At 72.5% G+C, this 16,488-nt stretch carries 18 protein-coding genes; 4 read left to right on the forward strand and 14 right to left on the reverse strand.

Translation table 11 applies throughout. From position 1 onward, the window contains the following. Positions 1 to 6: 6 nt before the first annotated feature. Positions 7 to 948 carry a hypothetical protein gene (locus ACN6LB_RS14810; RefSeq protein WP_445026194.1) on the reverse strand — a complete coding sequence of 314 codons (942 nt, stop codon included), beginning with the start codon at positions 946 to 948 and terminating at the stop codon, positions 7 to 9. 98 nt (positions 949 to 1,046) lie between these two features. Further along, positions 1,047 to 1,172 carry a hypothetical protein gene (locus ACN6LB_RS14815; protein ID WP_445026195.1) on the reverse strand — a complete coding sequence of 42 codons (126 nt, stop codon included), beginning with the start codon at positions 1,170 to 1,172 and terminating at the stop codon, positions 1,047 to 1,049. Between the two features lie 195 nt (positions 1,173 to 1,367). Here ACN6LB_RS14815 and ACN6LB_RS14820 point away from each other — a divergent pair, with 195 nt between their 5' ends. Continuing rightward, positions 1,368 to 1,571 (forward strand): cold-shock protein, encoded by a 204-nt coding sequence (locus ACN6LB_RS14820; RefSeq protein ID WP_004985680.1) that lies wholly within the window; start codon positions 1,368 to 1,370, stop codon positions 1,569 to 1,571. A gap of 135 nt (positions 1,572 to 1,706) precedes the next feature. On the opposite strand, the gene ACN6LB_RS14825 is transcribed toward ACN6LB_RS14820, so the two are convergent. Continuing rightward, positions 1,707 to 2,126: an ATP-binding protein gene (locus tag ACN6LB_RS14825; protein ID WP_356144972.1), complete on the reverse strand. Its 420-nt coding sequence runs from the start codon at positions 2,124 to 2,126 to the stop codon at positions 1,707 to 1,709. A 453-nt stretch (positions 2,127 to 2,579) separates the two neighbouring features. On the opposite strand from ACN6LB_RS14825, the gene ACN6LB_RS14830 reads away from it, so the two are divergent. Continuing rightward, the gene (locus tag ACN6LB_RS14830) at positions 2,580 to 3,299 is read left to right on the forward strand and encodes a hypothetical protein (protein WP_445026196.1); all 720 of its coding nucleotides are present in this window, start codon (positions 2,580 to 2,582) and stop codon (positions 3,297 to 3,299) included. A 33-nt stretch (positions 3,300 to 3,332) separates the two neighbouring features. Here ACN6LB_RS14830 and ACN6LB_RS14835 read toward each other — a convergent pair whose 3' ends face one another. The 6 genes from ACN6LB_RS14835 to ACN6LB_RS14860 form a co-directional block, all read right to left on the reverse strand. Continuing rightward, entirely contained in the window at positions 3,333 to 4,013 is a 681-nt protein-coding gene (locus ACN6LB_RS14835) for a DUF6445 family protein (RefSeq protein WP_445026197.1), read from the reverse strand. A gap of 224 nt (positions 4,014 to 4,237) precedes the next feature. Further along, positions 4,238 to 5,200 carry a hypothetical protein gene (locus tag ACN6LB_RS14840; protein WP_445026198.1) on the reverse strand — a complete coding sequence of 321 codons (963 nt, stop codon included), beginning with the start codon at positions 5,198 to 5,200 and terminating at the stop codon, positions 4,238 to 4,240. Positions 5,201 to 5,290: 90 nt separating this feature from the next. After that, positions 5,291 to 6,424 carry an ABC transporter ATP-binding protein gene (locus tag ACN6LB_RS14845; RefSeq protein ID WP_445026199.1) on the reverse strand — a complete coding sequence of 378 codons (1,134 nt, stop codon included), beginning with the start codon at positions 6,422 to 6,424 and terminating at the stop codon, positions 5,291 to 5,293. Next, positions 6,421 to 7,332, reverse strand: a complete 912-nt coding sequence (modB, locus tag ACN6LB_RS14850; RefSeq protein WP_356147651.1) for a molybdate ABC transporter permease subunit — start codon at positions 7,330 to 7,332, stop codon at positions 6,421 to 6,423. The genes ACN6LB_RS14845 and modB overlap by 4 nt, the downstream gene beginning before the upstream one ends. Further along, positions 7,329 to 8,150 carry a molybdate ABC transporter substrate-binding protein gene (gene modA, locus ACN6LB_RS14855; RefSeq protein ID WP_445026217.1) on the reverse strand — a complete coding sequence of 274 codons (822 nt, stop codon included), beginning with the start codon at positions 8,148 to 8,150 and terminating at the stop codon, positions 7,329 to 7,331. Before modA ends, modB begins: the two co-directional genes overlap by 4 nt. A 216-nt stretch (positions 8,151 to 8,366) precedes the next feature. Further along, positions 8,367 to 8,768 carry a TOBE domain-containing protein gene (locus ACN6LB_RS14860; protein ID WP_445026200.1) on the reverse strand — a complete coding sequence of 134 codons (402 nt, stop codon included), beginning with the start codon at positions 8,766 to 8,768 and terminating at the stop codon, positions 8,367 to 8,369. A 128-nt stretch (positions 8,769 to 8,896) separates the two neighbouring features. Between ACN6LB_RS14860 and ACN6LB_RS14865 the strand changes: the two genes are divergently transcribed. Beyond that, positions 8,897 to 9,931: a permease gene (locus ACN6LB_RS14865; RefSeq protein ID WP_445026201.1), complete on the forward strand. Its 1,035-nt coding sequence runs from the start codon at positions 8,897 to 8,899 to the stop codon at positions 9,929 to 9,931. Next, a complete protein-coding gene (locus ACN6LB_RS14870) occupies positions 9,928 to 10,698 on the forward strand; it encodes a TIGR03943 family putative permease subunit (protein ID WP_445026202.1) in 771 nt (256 codons plus the stop codon). The genes ACN6LB_RS14865 and ACN6LB_RS14870 overlap by 4 nt, the downstream gene beginning before the upstream one ends. Positions 10,699 to 11,121: 423 nt before the next feature. Here the strand turns inward: ACN6LB_RS14870 and ACN6LB_RS14875 are convergent, their stop codons facing one another. The 5 genes from ACN6LB_RS14875 to ACN6LB_RS14895 all read right to left on the reverse strand — a co-directional run bounded on the left by ACN6LB_RS14875 (position 11,122) and on the right by ACN6LB_RS14895 (position 16,351). Next, the gene (locus ACN6LB_RS14875; RefSeq protein WP_445026203.1) at positions 11,122 to 12,327 is read right to left on the reverse strand and encodes a cation:proton antiporter; all 1,206 of its coding nucleotides are present in this window, start codon (positions 12,325 to 12,327) and stop codon (positions 11,122 to 11,124) included. A gap of 47 nt (positions 12,328 to 12,374) precedes the next feature. Beyond that, positions 12,375 to 12,923 carry a DUF7144 family membrane protein gene (locus ACN6LB_RS14880; protein ID WP_445026204.1) on the reverse strand — a complete coding sequence of 183 codons (549 nt, stop codon included), beginning with the start codon at positions 12,921 to 12,923 and terminating at the stop codon, positions 12,375 to 12,377. A gap of 163 nt (positions 12,924 to 13,086) precedes the next feature. After that, positions 13,087 to 14,313, reverse strand: a complete 1,227-nt coding sequence (locus ACN6LB_RS14885) for an NAD(P)/FAD-dependent oxidoreductase (protein WP_445026205.1) — start codon at positions 14,311 to 14,313, stop codon at positions 13,087 to 13,089. 242 nt (positions 14,314 to 14,555) lie between these two features. Beyond that, positions 14,556 to 15,200 carry a LuxR C-terminal-related transcriptional regulator gene (locus ACN6LB_RS14890; protein WP_445026206.1) on the reverse strand — a complete coding sequence of 215 codons (645 nt, stop codon included), beginning with the start codon at positions 15,198 to 15,200 and terminating at the stop codon, positions 14,556 to 14,558. Next, positions 15,188 to 16,351, reverse strand: a complete 1,164-nt coding sequence (locus tag ACN6LB_RS14895) for a histidine kinase (RefSeq protein ID WP_445026207.1) — start codon at positions 16,349 to 16,351, stop codon at positions 15,188 to 15,190. Before ACN6LB_RS14895 ends, ACN6LB_RS14890 begins: the two co-directional genes overlap by 13 nt. Between the last annotated feature and the right edge of the window lie 137 nt (positions 16,352 to 16,488).

Genomic DNA, 16,488 nt, shown 5'->3' on the forward strand with positions numbered 1-16,488 from the left:
GAGCGGTCAGCCGTCTTCGTACTCGGCCTCGTCGTCGGGCTCGGCGGGCGGCTGCACCGGCTGGACCGGCGGCCGGGTGGACTCCACGGGAGGCCGGCTGGGCTGCTGCGCGGGTGCCCGGCCCGCGATCGCGTCCTGCAGACGCGGGGCCCCGAGCTGTACGGCCCGCTGGGTGGCGTCCTCCTCGGCGCCCGCGAGACCGCCGTTGGTGACGAGGACGGCGTGGTCCCCGACCCGTACGGCGGCGATGTCCAGGGTCAGCATCGGTGTGGCGCCGTCGGTGTCGGCCGCCGTACCCGTGATCGTCAGCCGCAGGCCCTCGCGCGCGTCCCCCGTGCCCGGCAGCGCCACCGGGGCGACCTGGACGCTCTGCCGCCCGCCCCGCACATCGGTCGCCGTGAACCGGGCGCACTTGGCGGGCAGCGTCTTCAGCCAGGCCAGCTTCGCGTCGACGTCGGCCTGGCTGTACGCGGCCACCTGGTAGTGCAGCTGGCCCTGGTTGTCGGCGTCGTCGAAGCCGGTGGCCGCGCGGACACCCTTCGGTTCGCCGAGCAGCTCCTCCGTGTAGACGCCGTCCAGCAGCCGCCCGCAGTCCGGGTCCGCGTCCGCGGCGGCCGTCGTGCTCTTGAGCAGACCGTCCCGCCAGGTCGCCCCGCCCTGCGTCGCCGACCACTGCTCGCCCAGATCGGCGCCGTTGATCAGCGCGGCCCGCGCCTGGGCGTCGGTGAGGGCGGGAGATGCCGACGCGGTGGCGGTGGGGGACTCCGCGGTGGCGGGGGACGCGGCGGCCCGGTGGCCCGGACCGCCGTCACCGTCGCCCTCCGCGGCCCGGCCGCCGCCGCCCTCACCCGTGCACGCGGCCGCCGACAGCAGGACTCCCGCGGTGACGGCGCAGGCGAGGAGACGGGACGGCCGGGAGGTGCGGGCCGGACGAGACGGACGGTTCACGGCGGGAGCCTCCTGAGGACGGACCTGGGGACCTGCGGACCTGGGGACCTGCCCGCCGGGCGGGCAGGTCCTCTTACGGCACCATCGGGTCCGGTCCCTCACCAGTGCGGCGGTCCGTCCGGGTGAGCCACGGCGCCGTCCGCCGCCACCGGCGGCTCGGCGCCGCCCTTGCCCAGCGCCCGGTTTTTTATTCCCGCAGAAGAGGTGACATAGTGGGTGGCCATCTGAAGGCCCTCCCGTGCTAGGGTCGATAACAGTTGCAGTTGTGGTTCCCAAGGACTTCAAACGGACTTGCCGATCAGTATCGGTTGGTTCGTTTTTGAATTTCCGGATGCTTTTCTCCCGGACGGGGCAATCATCGCGGCGACGCGGGTTCGCACAGTGTGGACCCACGAGCACTGCCCCTAAGGAGATATGACATGGCTACTGGAACCGTGAAGTGGTTCAACTCGGAAAAGGGCTTCGGCTTCATCGAGCAGGACGGCGGCGGCGCCGACGTCTTCGCCCACTACTCCAACATCGCCACCTCTGGCTTCCGTGAGCTGCAGGAAGGCCAGAAGGTGACCTTCGACGTCACGCAGGGCCAGAAGGGCCCCCAGGCCGAGAACATCGTTCCCGCCTGATCCGGCACATCTGCCTGAAGCAGCCGGCCGGGGATCCGCACCGCGAGGTGTGGTCCCCGGCCGGCTGTTTTTGTTCTCGCGTCGATGAGGCGGACGGCTCACACGCCTGGGCTCACACAACTCACACGGCTCGGCTCACACGGCCAATATGGCCCGTACGGTCTTGCCGCCCACGCCCGTGCTGACGACCTCCAGGCGTTGGGCGAGGGCCTGCACCATCGCGAGGCCGCGGCCGCTCTCCGACTCGGTGTCCATCAGGCCGACCCTGGGCCGCCCCGGAGCGTCGTCGTGGACCTCGACCGTCACCGCCCCGTGTGCCACCTGAAGGCGGAGCCGGCATCCGGTGCGGCCGTGCCGGACGGCGTTGGCGACGAGCTCGGAGGCGATCAGCGTCGCGTCGTCGACCTGGTCGGGGGTCATCGGCACCACGCGAGACCGTGAGCGCGTGAGGAACGCGGACGTCAGCTTGCGTGCCCTGCCCGCCGAAACGGCCTCGCGCGGCAGCGTGTACTCCACACGTGCGGTGTGCCGAACGGCGCGCTCGTGCGCACGCATGACAGCCACTTCCCCTCCGAAAAATACCGGCGCTCCCCGGCCGGACCCCGCTGACCGGAGCCCCACTCGAAAACAGTGCGCGGCCGGTCCTGCCTTCGGGTGATGCCCCCCTCCGGTGATCCGCAACCGGGGCCGGTGTCACAAACGGGTGTCACGAGTGCCACACGACCGTCACTCGACCCTCCGCCAGGTGTTCCGCGTCCCGGACAGCCGTTCCAAGGGGGCCGTATTCGCGCAGGTCAGAGCAGACTTTTCCGTTCCAGTGTCCCGTCCTGGTCGAAGATCATTGCGGCGGTCCGCAGCGGGCATGCAGAGTGGGACCCGACGCCGGAAAGGGCCGAACGGGCCCTCCGGAAAGGGCCGGACGGGCCCGGTGGGCGAGATCCACGAACACCACGAGCAAGATCCACTCGCAAGAACTCCTTGCAGTAACCACGAACGGGAAGCACACCCATGCGCACGCACCGCACCTCCCGCATCCGCACTCTCGCCCTGGCCGCCGCCGGCCTCGCCGCCGCGTTGTCGCTGACCGCCTGCAACGGGTCGGACGACGCCTCGGACGCCAACTCGTCGACTCCCTCCGGGAGTGCCACGGCCACCGCGTCGGGCAGCGCTTCCGGCGGCAAGGCCACGGGAGGCTCGGCCGGTACCTCCACCGGTACGTCCACCAGTACCCCGGCCAAGAGCACCGGCAAGACCAGCGGCGGTACGACCGGCGGTACGGCCGGCGACGACTCCACCACCGGTGACAAGACCGGCTACGGGCAGGCGTGCGGAACCAACGACCTCACGTGGAGCACGAAGTCCGAGTCGCAGGCCGGGGGTTACATCCTGGTGATGGCGAAGGCCAAGCCCGGCATCAAGTGCATCCTCTCGGGCGACCTGCCCGTGGTGGCGTTCGGCTCCGACGGGACCCAGGCGTCCAACGCCGAGCAGGCGGTGGGCGAGCAGGTGACGCTGAGCGGCTCCACGGTGGCGTACGCGGGGGTGAACCCGAAGACGACCAACACCAGCGACGGCAAGGAACTGGACAGCATCATCGTCAGCGTCTCCGACGACGACCCGAACCCCGTCTCCCTGAAGGTCGGCACGATCACCGTCGACAAGCCGATCGTCACCAACTGGCACACCTCGGCCTCGGCTGCCGTCCCCGGCGACGGCACCGACAACTGACCGCCGGGGCCGACCGGTCGGGGGTGAGGGGGGTCAGGCCATCCAGAAGAAGACGGCCGTCATGCGCTTCTCCTCCAGCGAGGCACCGGCGTAACCCGTCGCGCTGTGCATGATGTTGGCCTTGTAGAGCAGCAGCCGGTTGTAGCGCTGCGGTACGCGTACGTCCTCGACGAAGGAGTCGGGGGAGACGAAGCGCGTGCCGAGCGCCTCGACCAGGTTGGTGTGCGGGGCCTGCACCATGTTGCCGCCGAGGACTCCCCCGGGGAGGTTCTGCCGGAAGAAGCTGGTGCCGCAGTCCTTGGGCACGTTCGGGCTGAGGTACAGGACGGCGGCGTACCGGCACAGGGCGCGTGAGTCGGTGTGCGGGCGTACCTCGCCCTCGTCCTTGCCGACGACCTGGATGCAGTTGTGGTTCAGCGTGCCGCCGCCGGGCGCGGACTCCTGCCACAGCTTCTGCGCGCCGGTCTCCTTCTTCACCAGCCGCTCGACACGGGCGAGTTCACCCGGTTCGAGGCCGGGCATCGTGCGCAGACCGGGCCAGCTCTCCTTCTTGTACGGGAAGCCTTCGGTCCAGTCGTCCTTGGCCAGGCAACGGGCCCTGATCTCGTCCACGTTGGGCAGGACGTCGTCCAGGACCCAGTAGTCGCGGCCGCGGGTGGGCTTGCGATAGGGGAGGACGGGCAGGCGTGGGGGGCGTGGGGGCTGCGCGGGCATGCGGGTGAACGTACATTCGCGAATTCCTTGGTTTTCCTATCGGCTGGTCAACCTTCCTCTCCGTTGGTCAATCTTCCGCCAACTCCCCCTGGCGCAATTCCTCCATCGGCCCGGCACGACCTCAACCGCGGGCCTTCCGTAACGTATGTCTGGAAAGGGAAAGTCCGCGAAGAGAAGGTGCGGAAGAAGAGAAGGTACGGAAAGGGAAGGTTCGTAAAGCGCGGCTAGCGGCGCTGCCCCTTCGCACCCTGCGCCTCCTTCGCCTTCTCCCACGGCGCACCCGGCACCTTGGCGTGCACCCGCTCGGCGACCAGGTCCACCGTGGCCTCCTGGCCCGGGGCGAGCCGGGCCGTGACCCGGCGCATGCGGCCGTCCTTGTCGATCCAGTACGTCAGCGGGGAGCGCCCGGCGGCTGCGGTGGCACCTGCCGCCGGGCTCGTGGAGGCGTGGGAGGCGGCCGGGTGGGGGCGCGGGCCGGAGAAGACGCTGTAGCCGTGGCCGTCGAGGCTCTCGTCACGCAGCCACAACGGGTGGGAGCGGGCGAGGAGTTGGGCGTTGTCCGGGCGGTCCGCCGCCATGGACAGCACCAGGCGCAGCGCCCGGTCCAGGGCGGCGTTGGTGTAGGGGCGCCGGGTCCACTCGTCGGGGGGAAGCGCGCCCGCGGCCCGGACGGCCTGCGCGGCGGTGGTCACCACACCGGGGGCGGGCTGCCGTGACGCCCGCCCGGGAGCACCGTCGGTGGCGGCGCTGTCCAGGTCGCCGGGTGCGCCCGAGGTGGTCGGTGACTGTGGCTTTCGGGCGACCGCGATGCCCTTGGGGTCCCAGGCGACCAGCCCCCGTACGGTCCGCTCGGCGTCGGCGGCCTCGTACACGCCGACGGCCCGGTGCACGCGGTGGTCGACGACGGCGCGCACGGTGACCGTGCCGGACGAGGAGGACCCGGCGGCGCCCAGCGGCAGCCGCACCCGCACCTCCGAGGGGCTCGCCTCGTACGTCCGCAGCCGCGCCAGCGCCATGCGCTGGGCCTCGTCCTCGGACACGGGCCGCGGCCCGGGCTCCCCGCCCCAGGAGACGAGCAGGACCACCGCCCCGAGCACCGCCGCCACCGCCGTCGCCACCAGTGCGACGGCTCGCGCCCTCGTCGTATTGCCGACGCGTTCCCTCAGGATCCGCAAGAAGTTGCCCATGACTCGTCTCTACCTGCGGGGTGCGTGGCCCGCCGGTCGAGACCGGCGGGCGGCCCACCCCGGGTCACCCTCCCGGGTGCGTGGCCCGGGTCAGGCCGGATACGCGTGGGTCTGCGTGGCCTTCACGGTCGCCCAGACCGCGGCACCCGGATGGAGGTCGAGTTCGGCGGCCGCGACGGTGGTGAGGTCGGCGGCGAGGGGGAGCTCGCCGGTGAGGTCGGCACGGATCTGGTCGCCGTGCGTCTCCAGGCCGCCCACCCGGCACTGCCACAGGTTGCGGGCGCTGGAGCCGGTGGGCCGGTCGCGGTGGAGGGTGACGGCGCTGGGCGGGAACGCGACGAAGACGGGGCCGGTGAGGTCCTCGGTGGTGGTGATCGCCGGGCCGGAGTCGAGCGTGACGGTGTGGCCCTCGGCCCGGCCCTTGTAGAGGTTCAGGCCGACGAGCTGGGCGATGTAGTCGGTGCGCGGGTGGCGGGCGATGTCCGAGGGCGTGCCCTGCTGGACGACGCGCCCGTGCTCGACGACGACGAGCCGGTCGGCCAGCACCATGGCGTCCAGCGGATCGTGCGTGACCAGCACGGCGACGGCCTCGAACTCGGCCAGATGGTGCCGGAGCTGGGCCCGCACATCGAGGCGGGTACGGGCGTCCAGCGCGGCGAGCGGCTCGTCCAGGAGCAGCAGCCGGGGGCGGGTGGCCAGCGCCCGGGCGAGGGCGACGCGCTGCGCCTGACCGCCGGAGAGGCGGCGGGGCCTGGCTCCCGCGTGGTCGGCGAGCCCCATACGGTCCAGCCAGGCCGCCGCAAGGGCGCGAGCCTCCGCCTTGGTGGCGCCCTGGCAGCGCGGCCCGAACGCCACGTTGTCGAGGGCGCTGAGGTGCGGGAAGAGCAGATAGTCCTGGAACACGACGCCGACCGGCCGGGACTCGGGCGGCGTACGGTCCAACGAGGCGCCGTCCAGGCGCAGATGGCCGCCGGTGAGCGGGGTGAGCCCGGCCAGGGCCCGCAACGCCGTTGTCTTTCCTGCCCCGTTGGGCCCGAGCAGGGCGACGACGTCGCCGGGCGCGGCGGCCAGTGCGACGTCGAGGTGGAAGGAACCGCGGTCCACGATGAGATGGGCGTCGAGACCGGCACCGGTGAGGCCGGACGACTGGGGACCGGATGCCTGCGGGGTGTCGCGCCGGGCCTTCTCGGTCTTCTCGACGTCGGTCTTCTCGATGTCGGTCATGAGGCGGTCGTCATCCATCGGTCGCGCAGCCCGGCGAGGACCGCGATGGACACGGCCAGCAGCACCAGGCTGAGGGCGATCGCCGCCTCCGGGTCGCTCTGCAGGGCGAGGTAGACGGCCAGCGGCATGGTCTGCGTACGGCCGGGGAAGTTGCCCGCGAACGTGATCGTCGCTCCGAACTCACCGAGGGCGCGCGCCCAGGCCAGCACGGCGCCCGCCGCGACGCCGGGCGCGATCAGCGGCAGCGTGACCCGGCGGAACGCGGTGAACCGGGAGGCGCCGAGCGTCGTCGCGGCCTCCTCGTAGCGCGGATCGGCGGCCCGCAGCGTGCCCTCCACGCTGATCACCAGGAAGGGCATCGCCACGAACGCCTCGGCCACCACCACCCCGGCCGTCGTGAACGGCAGCGTGATCCCGAACCACGAGTCCAGCCACTGCCCGACGACTCCGTTGCGGCCGAGCGCCAGCAGCAGCGCCACACCGCCCACCACCGGCGGCAGCACGAGAGGAAGGGTCACCAGTGCCCGTACCAAGCCCCGGCCGGGGAAGTCCGTACGGGCCAGCAGCCAGGCCAGCGGTACGCCCAGCACCAGGCTGACGGCGGTGGCCGCGGTCGCGCTCACCAGGGACAGCTGGAGCGCCTGCCACACCTCGGTACTGCGCAACTGGCCGGGCAGGCTGCGCCACGGGGCCCGTACGAGCAGAGCGACCAGGGGCAGGATCAGAAAGGCCAGCCCGACGAGCGCGGGCACAAGGAGCGGCAGCGGCACACCCCTGCGGCCTCCCCCCGGCCCCTTGCCTCGGCCGGACCCCTTGCCCCGCCCCGCCCACTCGCCGCGGACACGCCCGCGCCGCGGACCGCCCACGAGGGTGTCGGCCGCGGCGTCGGACGGTGCGGAGCGGGTCACGGCTTGAGGAACCCGGCGGACGTCAGGACCTTCTGGCCCTCGGCGGACCGCACGAGCGCGATGAAGGCCTTCGAGGTGGCGGTGTTGCGCGCGTCCTTGAGCAGGGCGATCGGATAGTCGTTGACGGCCTTGGCCGACTCGGGAAACTCCACGCCCTCCACCTTGTCACCGGCCGACTTCACATCGGTCTTGTAGACGACGGCGGCGTCGGCCTCCTTCAGCTCCACCTTCGTCAGGGCCGCCTTGACGTCCTGCTCGTAGGAGACCGGGGTGAGCTTGAGTCCGGCGGCGTCCAGCGCCTTCTGCGCGGCGGCACCGCACGGCACCGTCTTGTCGCACAGTACGACCTTGAGGCCGGACCTGGTGAGGTCCTTCAGGGAGGCGACCTTGTCGGGGTTGCCGGGCAGGGTCGCGATCTCCAGCTGGTTGCGGACGAAGGTGACGGGGGCCGTGGCCGTGTCCTTCTTGTCGGTCACGAGCGCCATCGTCTTGGGGCTCGCGGCGGCGAAGACGTCGGCCGGGGCGCCGCCGGTGATGCTCGCGGCGAGGGAGTCGCTGCCGCCGAAGCTGAAGGTGACCTTCGTCCCCGGGTGCGCCTTCTCGAACTCCTTGCCGAGCGCCGTGAAGCTCTCCTTCAGCGAGGCGGCGGCGAACACGGTCACCGTGCCCGAGAGCTTCTGCGACGAGGAAGACGAGGACCCGGACCCGTCGGCGGAGTCCGAGTCGGACGACGAGCAGGCGCTCAGGGCGAGCAGGGCGGCGGCACCGACGCCGGCCACTTGCAGGGTCCTACGGGTCCGGCGAGCGGTACGGGTGATCACGGGGCCACTCCCTCTGGTCGGTCGCACACGGTCTCCCGGAGTCGACCCGGCGCATACGCAGATCATACTGACGCAGATGCAAGGCGGAAGTCTGCTGTCGCATCGCATGAGCTGGACCGATGGGGAACTGGACTCGCATGTGCGTTTGTACGGAGGGGAGGGTCTCCCGGTGCGCCGGTGCGCCGGTGCGCCGGTGCTCGGGTGCTGGGGTGCTCAGACGCGGTCGATGTGCACGTTGGTGGACTTCACACGGGCGGTGGCCTCCACCCCGACCTCCAGCCCGAGCTCCTCGACGGCCTCGCGGGTGAGGAGGGAGACCAGCCGGTGCGGTCCGGCCTGGATCTCCACCTGGGCGGCGACGTCACCGAGCTTCACAGCGGTGACGATGCCGGGGAAGGCGTTCCGCACGGAGGTGGACGCGGTGTACGAGGCCCCCTCCTCCTCACCGGACTTGGCGAGCTCCACCGAGAAGGCGGCGAGGTCCCGGCCGTCGATGAGCCGCCGCCCGCTCTCGTCGCGGTGGGTGGCGACGCGCCCGGCGTCCGCCCAGCGCCGCGCGGTGTCGGGACTCACGCCGAGCAGCCGCGCTGCCTGGCCGATTGTGTAGGACTGCATGGGCGTCACGATAGGACGGAAACCCGCGCCCGGGCTGAGCGGAGGTGCCCGGGCCGCCGTACTGAAAGGGAGGGGAAGCCCACTTGGAGCCGACCCACGAAGCCGTTCCTGCCGGAGGTACCTCGCCCGTGGCCCTCACCAAAGCACCCGTGGCCGCCGCCGAAGCAGCCCCGCCCCGGGCGGAGCAGGGCACACCTCGGCCGGGCCGGCAGGGCTGGCAGTTCAACTCCTCCCTCGGGCTGACCATGCTGCTGCTCCTGGTGGTCGGGGCACAGGGCCCGGTCCGCCGGGCGCTGTCGGCGCCGGTGATGCAGAGCTGGATGACGGTGTTCGTGGCGGTGGTCGTCCAGGCGCTGCCGTTCCTGGTGCTCGGGGTGCTGCTGTCGGCGGTCATCGCCGTCTTCGTCCCGCCGACGTTCTTCGCCCGCGCACTGCCGAAACGGCCCGCCCTGGCGGTGCCGGTCGCCGGTCTGGCGGGGGCGGTCCTGCCGGGCTGCGAGTGCGCCTCGGTGCCGGTGGCCGGGGCGCTCGTACGACGGGGAGTCACGCCCGCCGCGGCGCTCGCGTTCCTCCTGTCGGCCCCGGCGATCAACCCGATCGTGCTGACGGCGACCGCGGTGGCGTTCCCGCGGAACCCCGAGATGGTCCTCGCCCGGTTCGCGGCGAGTCTGCTGGTGGCGTGTGCGATGGGCTGGCTGTGGCAGCGGGTGGGCCGCACCGACTGGCTGCGCCCACCGGCTCGCCCGGCATCGGAAGGGGCGGGCAAGGGGGCGGCGTTCTGGGGATCGGTGCGGCACGACGTGATGCACGCGGGCGGTTTCCTGGTCGTGGGCGCGATGGCGGCGGCGACGCTGAAGTCGATGGTCCCGGCGGTGTGGCTGCACGCGGCGGCGACGAACCCGGTGGTCTCCGTACTGGCCCTCGCGATCCTGGCCGTACTGCTGTCGATCTGCTCGGAGGCGGACGCGTTCGTGGCGTCGTCGCTCTCGCAGTTCTCGCTCACGGCGCGGCTGGCGTTCCTGGTGGTCGGCCCGATGATCGACCTGAAACTGTTCGCCATGCAGGCGGGCACGTTCGGCCGGGGGTTCGCGCTGCGCTTCGCCCCGGCCACGTTCGCGCTGGCCGTCCTCGTGTCGGTCGTCGTAGGGGAGGTACTGCTGTGAACCGGCAGGCACAGGCGGGCGTGCTGTTCCTTCTCGGCATCGCGGTGCTGCACGCCGGCACCACCGACCTCTACCTGCGCTACGTCAAGGCCGGCCTGCGCCCGCTGCTGCTCGCGGCCGGGGTGGTCCTGATCGTCACGGCGGCGGCGACGCTCTGGTACGAACGCCGGGCCGCGCGCGAGGCTTCGCAGAAGGCCGAGTCAGCCTCCCCCGAGCGGGACGAGGAACCCGACACCGACGCCCACGGACATGCGGCGCACCGTGAACCCCGCATCGCGTGGCTCCTGGTCCTGCCCCTGTTCGCGCTGATCCTGGTCGCGCCGCCCGCGCTGGGTTCGTACAGCGCGATGCGCACCGGTACGGCCCTTCAGGAGCCCTGGGGCTATCCCAAGCTGCCCGCCGCGGGTCCCCTGCGGCTGAACGTGGTCGACTACGCCGGTCGCGCCGTCTACGACCACGGCCGTACCCTCCGGGGTCGCGAGGTCAAGCTCACGGGCTTCCTTGCCCTCGACCACAGCGGCGCGCCCTACCTCGTCCGGATGGCCCTCAACTGCTGCGCCGCCGACGCCCAGCCGGTCAAGATCGGCCTCTCCGGCCGGATCCCGCCGGTCCTCCAGCCGGACACCTGGCTGGAGGTCACCGGCACCTACACCCCCCACCGGACCAAGGACCCCGTCAACGGCGGCACCATCCCCTACCTCAACATCACCCAGGCCAACCCCGTCCCGGTCCCCCACGACCCATACGACGAGAGCTGGAACAACTGACCCCCGGCCCCGGGGTGGGCGGGCAAACCCCGGGCACCCCCTTCTCCTTTGGCACCCGGTGTTGGTGCCGGCCGGGGGTGGGTCACGCAGCCCGGCGTTCACGGGGCGCCGCTGCGCCCACCCGTGCCGCCCCTGGCGGCACGATTGCCCGCAGTAACGCGGCCCGCAGTCGCCGTACGCACGGAAGGGTCCGTGCCGGTACGTCTCTGCCCGTCGCGTAGCCGGCTCCCAGCCGAGCTTCGCCTTGCTCGGCTCCCGGGCAGTACGCCCACGCGGCGACGGGCAAGACGTACCGGCACGGACCCGACCCACCCACCGCACCGCGAACGGCGCCCATGCCAGCAGACGGCACGGACCCGACCCACCCACCGGCCCCCCTGCGAACGGCGCCCCCGCCCCGAACCCGCACCCACCCCAAAAACGTCACCACGCCTCCGTGCCGACCGACCGCTCCCCCAGCCCCTCCACCCGCCCCCGAACCCGCAGCGCAACCAGCGGAAACACAAGGACGGAGAGCATGGCCGCGCCCACCAGCGCAGCCGCCTCCCCCGACCCCAGCACCTTGTCGTCCAGCCCGATCGTCGTGATCGCGACGACGAGCGGCAGGCACGTGGAGGCGTACAGCGTCAGCGCCCGCCGATCGGCCCGGTTCAGATCGCGCGGCGCGAGCACGTACACCGGCAGCCCGCGGACGACGAGGAAGAGCAGCAGGAAGACCGGCACCAACGCCAGCACCCGCCCCCCGCCCAGCAGCGCGTCGAGGTCGAACTCGACACCGGTGACGATGAAGAACAGCGGCACGAGGAACCCGAACCCGAGCGCCTCGACCTTGCCGAGGACCTCCTCACTGCTCTCCGGCGCCGCCCCGTGCAGCACCAACCGCGTCAACAGCCCCGCCGCGAACGCCCCCAACAGCGTGTCCAGCCCGAACGCCTCGGCCAGCCCGAGCATGCAGACCAGCAGCAGCATCACGAACCGGACGGCGAACTGCCCGCTGCTGTGCAGCGTGGTCGCGATGACCCGGGCGAACCACGGCGGCCGCGGCCGCAGCGCCCACCAGATCCCGGCCGCGGTCACCGCGGCGAACGCGGCCAGCAGCGCCGTCGACTCGCCCGGCCGCCGCCCGCTGAGCAGCAGCGCCATGGCGATGACGGGCCCGAACTCGCCGACCGCACCGAACGCCATCATCACGACGCCGAACCGCCCGCGCAGATCCCCGCTGTCGCGCAGGATCGGCAGCACGGTGCCGAGCGCGGTGCTGGTGAGCGCGGTCCCGACGACGAAGCTCTTGGACATGTCCGCGCCGGTGAGGGCGAACGCCAGCCCGAGACCGACGCCGAGGGAGACCAGCCACGCCCACACGGACCGCCGCAGCGTGTCCCCGCGGACGGCCGCGAACTCGATCTCGTACCCGGCGAGAAAGATCAGCATGGACAGGCCGAGGTCGGAGAGCGTGTCGATGACCTGGTCGTGATGGGCCCAGCCGAGGACGTCGGGGCCGATGAGGATGCCGAGCAGGATCTCGAAGATGACCAGCGGAATCCGCACCCACCGGCCGAGCCCGTACGCGACGAGCGGCGCGAGGACGGCGATGGCCATGATCAGGACAAGCGTGCCGGGAGCGTCCATGGTCCGCCCTCGCGCCCGTCAGCCCAGGGCCCCGCCCGGCCGCCCCTTCACGTGACGGCGCCGGCGGGCCGGTAGACGGCGAGGGCCCAGATCACGAAGAAGTCGATGGCGATCACGATGACGCCCCAGATCGGCGCGTACGGCAGGAACATGAACTGCACGATCATGCTGAGCGAGGCGAGCAGGATGCCGGTGAGCCGGGCCCAGGTCGCACCCATGAGGACGCCCAGCCCGGCGAGGGCGGCGACGACACCGAGGACCAGCAGGATCCAGCCCCACCCGGTCAGGTTGATCTTGTAGACGTAGTCGTCGACGGCGGCGTACACGTCGTCCTTGGAGAGGGCGGCGATGCCCTGGAGGACGGCCATGATGCCGTTCATCACCATGAGGATGCCGGCGAAGGTGACACCACCGGTCACCCAGGCGCTGTTGCCCGCGCCCGAGGGCCCGAACCCGCCCGGCCCGGGCGGGCCGACGGCCTGCTGATGGGAGGAGCTCCACACGGGAGGATTCCCGCCGGGCACCGCACCGGGCGCACCAGGTGTTTCGCCGGGCGTTGCGTCAGGCGTGCCGCCGGACTGCGACTGCTGGGTCATGGCCGGGCCCCGTCTCTCCTGGAGGTGCTCCGAGCCTGTCGCCGCAGGGATGCCGCCACCAGGCGGCCTGATCCGTTCGAGTGACACGGGGGCGCTGTGAAGTGAGGGCGCTGCACCGCGAGGGCGCACACCCGAGGGCGCCTACCGTGAGGGATACGCGGCGCTATGCCGCCTCGCGCGCCGCCACAGCATCCCCCCACCGCACCCCGTCCACGATCGCCCGCCGCCAGCCATGGATCGCCTTCGGCGGCATCCCGACCGCGAGCGTCCCGCTCACCCGCTCGCCGGTGCGGTACGCCGCCACGAACCGCCCCTCGGCCAGGTCCCCGTCCACGACGGCGACTTCGTCGTGGCCGCGCAGATGGCCGAACGCCTGGATCCTCATGTCGTACTGGTCCGACCAGAAGTACGGCACGGGCGCGAACGGCTTTCGAGCGGCCGGGGCGAGCAGGTTGCGGGCGGCGGCCATGCCCTGCTCGGCCGCGTTGGTGCGGTGCTCGATCCGCATCGAGGTCCCGAAGAGCGGGTTGTACCAGCGGGCCACGTCCCCGGCGGCGTACACGCCGGGCGCGGCCGCGCAGTACTCGTCGCAGACCACGCCGTCGTCCACCGTGACGCCGCTGCCCGCCAGCCACTCGGTGTTGGGCAGTGAGCCGATGGCGACCAACACCTCGTCGGCCTCGACGAGTTCACCGTCCGCGAGCCGCACCCCGTCCTCGGTCACCTCGGTCACGGTGACCCCGCAGCGCAGGTCCACCCCGTGCTCCAGGTGGGCCCGGGACAGCACCCGGCCGACCGCCTCGCCGACGGCGTGGGCCAGCGGCACCGGCGCCGGTTCCAGCAGGGTCACCCGCGCGCCGAGACCGCGGGCCACCGCGGCGGCCTCCGCGCCGAGGAACCCGGCACCGACCACCACCAGCCGCCGGCCGGGGCCCAGCCGCTCCCGCAGCGCGAGGGCGTCGTCGCGGGTGCGCAGCACGTGCGCGCCCTCGCCGGGCAGCCGACGCGGGCGTACGCCGGTGGCCACGATCAGTCCGTCGTACGTGAGCGTCGCCCCGTCCGCCAGCCGCACCGTGCGTTCCGCCGTGTCCAGCCCGGTCGCCGCCGCGCCGAGCCGCAGGTCGAGGCCGAGGGCGTCGAGGTCGGCGGGCGAGCGCAGGGGCAGCTGCTCGGGGCTCCAGGCGCCCGAGAGGATCTCCTTGGACAGCGGGGGCCGGTCGTAGGGGGCGTGCGGTTCGTCGCCGACGAGGGTGAGCGTGCCGTCGTAGCCACCTTTGCGCAGCGCCACGACGGCCGCGAGCCCGGCGGCGGAGGCACCCACGACCACGATCCTGTTCCCCGGCGAGCCCGCAGAAGCGGCCGAACCCGCCGAACCCGTCAGCCCAGTCATAGCCGTCACCTTCGCCTCTGCCCGATGTCCTGCAGGCCCGATGTCCTGCAGGCCCGATGTCCTGCAGGCTCGATGTCCTGCAGGCTCGATGTCCTGCAGGCTCGATGTCCTGCAGGCCCGATGTCCTGCAGGCTCGATGTCCCGCAGGCCCGATGTCCCGCACGCGCCAGCCTCTCCGGCGGCGGTCGAACCCCGATCGACCGGCACTCGCGACCCGTCGAAGAGCGGGGGTGGCGGTCCCGTCAGGCGTTGTTCAGATACGCCAGCACGGCCAGCACCCGGCGGTGCCCGCTGTCGCTCGTGGGGAGGCCGAGTTTGAGGAACACGTTGCCGATGTGCTTGCTGACGGAACGTTCGGTGATGACGAGGGTGCGGGCGATGGTGGTGTTGTCGCGGCCCTCGGCCATCAGTTCGAGGACCTCGCGCTCGCGCGGGGTGAGCGAGTCGAGGGGCGAGTCGGTGCGGCGGGTGAGGAGTTCGGCGACGACCTCGGGGTCCAGGGCGGTGCCGCCGGCCGCGACCCGGGTCAGCGCGTCGAGGAACTCGTCGACCCGGCCGACCCGGTCCTTGAGCAGATAGCCGACACCGGAGGCGCCCCCGCCGAGGAGTTCGGCGGCGTACGACTCCTCGACGTACTGCGAAAGGACCAGCACGGGCAGACCGGGCAGCCGGCGACGGGCCTCCAGCGCGGCGCGCAGGCCCTCGTCGCGGAAGCCGGGCGGCATCCGCACGTCGAGGACGGCGGCGTCCGGCCGGTGGGCCAGCAGCGCCGGAAGGATCTCGGGTCCGGTCCCGACGACGGCGACCACCTCGTGGCCGGTCGACGTGAGCAGCAGGACAAGACCCTCGCGCAGCAGGGCGTTGTCCTCGGCGATCACCACACGCACGGCAGCTCCACATCGATCACGGTCGGGCCCCCGAGGGGGCTGGTCAGGGCGAAGGTGCCGTCCAGGGCGGCCACCCGGCGCTGCATGCCGAGCAGCCCGGAGCCGCCCGCCTGGTGGGCGCCGCCGCGCCCCGTGTCGCGCACGGTCACCCGCAGCCCGGCCGGCTCCCGCAGCAGGTGCACCGAGGCCTGGGCGGCGCCGCTGTGCTTGGCGGCGTTGGTCAGTGCCTCGGCGACCACGAAGTAGGCGGCCGCCTCCACCGCGGCGGGGGCACGGGCGCCGGGCTCGGTGCCGTCCTCCAGGCCGTCCACCCGCACGGTGACGTCGAGGCCGCTGCCCGCGGCGAGCGCGCGGACCGCCCCGGCGAGACCCCGGTCGGTGAGGATCGGCGGGTGGATGCCGCGCACCACGTGCCGCAGCTCGGTCAGCGCCTCCTCGGCCTGGTCCTGCGCGTCGGCGAGGAGCTTGCGGGCGGCTTCCGGGTCCTGGTCGTAGGCGCGCCGGGCCAGCCCGATCCGCATGGACAGGGACACCAGCCGGGCCTGGGTGCCGTCGTGCAGATCGCGTTCGATCCGGCGCAGCTCGGCCCCGTGCGCGGCGATGGCGCCGGCCCGGGTCACGGTCAACTCCTCGACCCGCTCGGCGAGTTGGGCCCTGGGTCCGGGCTTGAGCAGCGCGGTGGACCAGCGGGCGTCCAGGTCCGCGAGCCGTCCGATCAGCGGCAGTACCCGCGGCGTACGGTGCAGCAGCCCGCACCGTACGCCGTCCACGGCCAGGCCGACCGGCCACAGCAGCAGCGCGGGGGCGAGCAGGAAGCCGTAGGCGTAGTGGGCGACCATCCAGGTCAGGTCGGCGAGGGTGCCCGGGTCGCGGACCGACGTGCGCAGCCGCTCGCGCAGTGGGCCGGTCAGCGGCAGATACGCCTCGGGGATCGGCGTACCCGTCCACAGGGCCGTCCGCTGCCGCTTGGCGCCGGCGATCCGGCGGATCAGCAGCACCGTCTCGGGCACGAGCCAGATGCCGATCACCACCAGCGCGCCGGTGGCGGTGATGAGCAGCACGGTGATGAAGATGATCGTGCCGAAGGCCATGAACGCGGCGAAGCCGAGCTGGAGTGTGGCCCGCGCCGCGTGCCGCACCGTCTTTCCCATGCTGATCAGGCTAGGCGACGAGGCCCGCCGCCATCAGGGAGTCCGTGATCTGGAACGTCAGCGAGTACGTCGACAAGCGATACGTCTACGCGGTCCACGCGGACGGCTCCTGACCCCTGCGTTCCCCGGGCCGGGGG

The sequence above is a fragment of the Streptomyces sp. SAS_270 genome, from assembly GCF_052543295.1.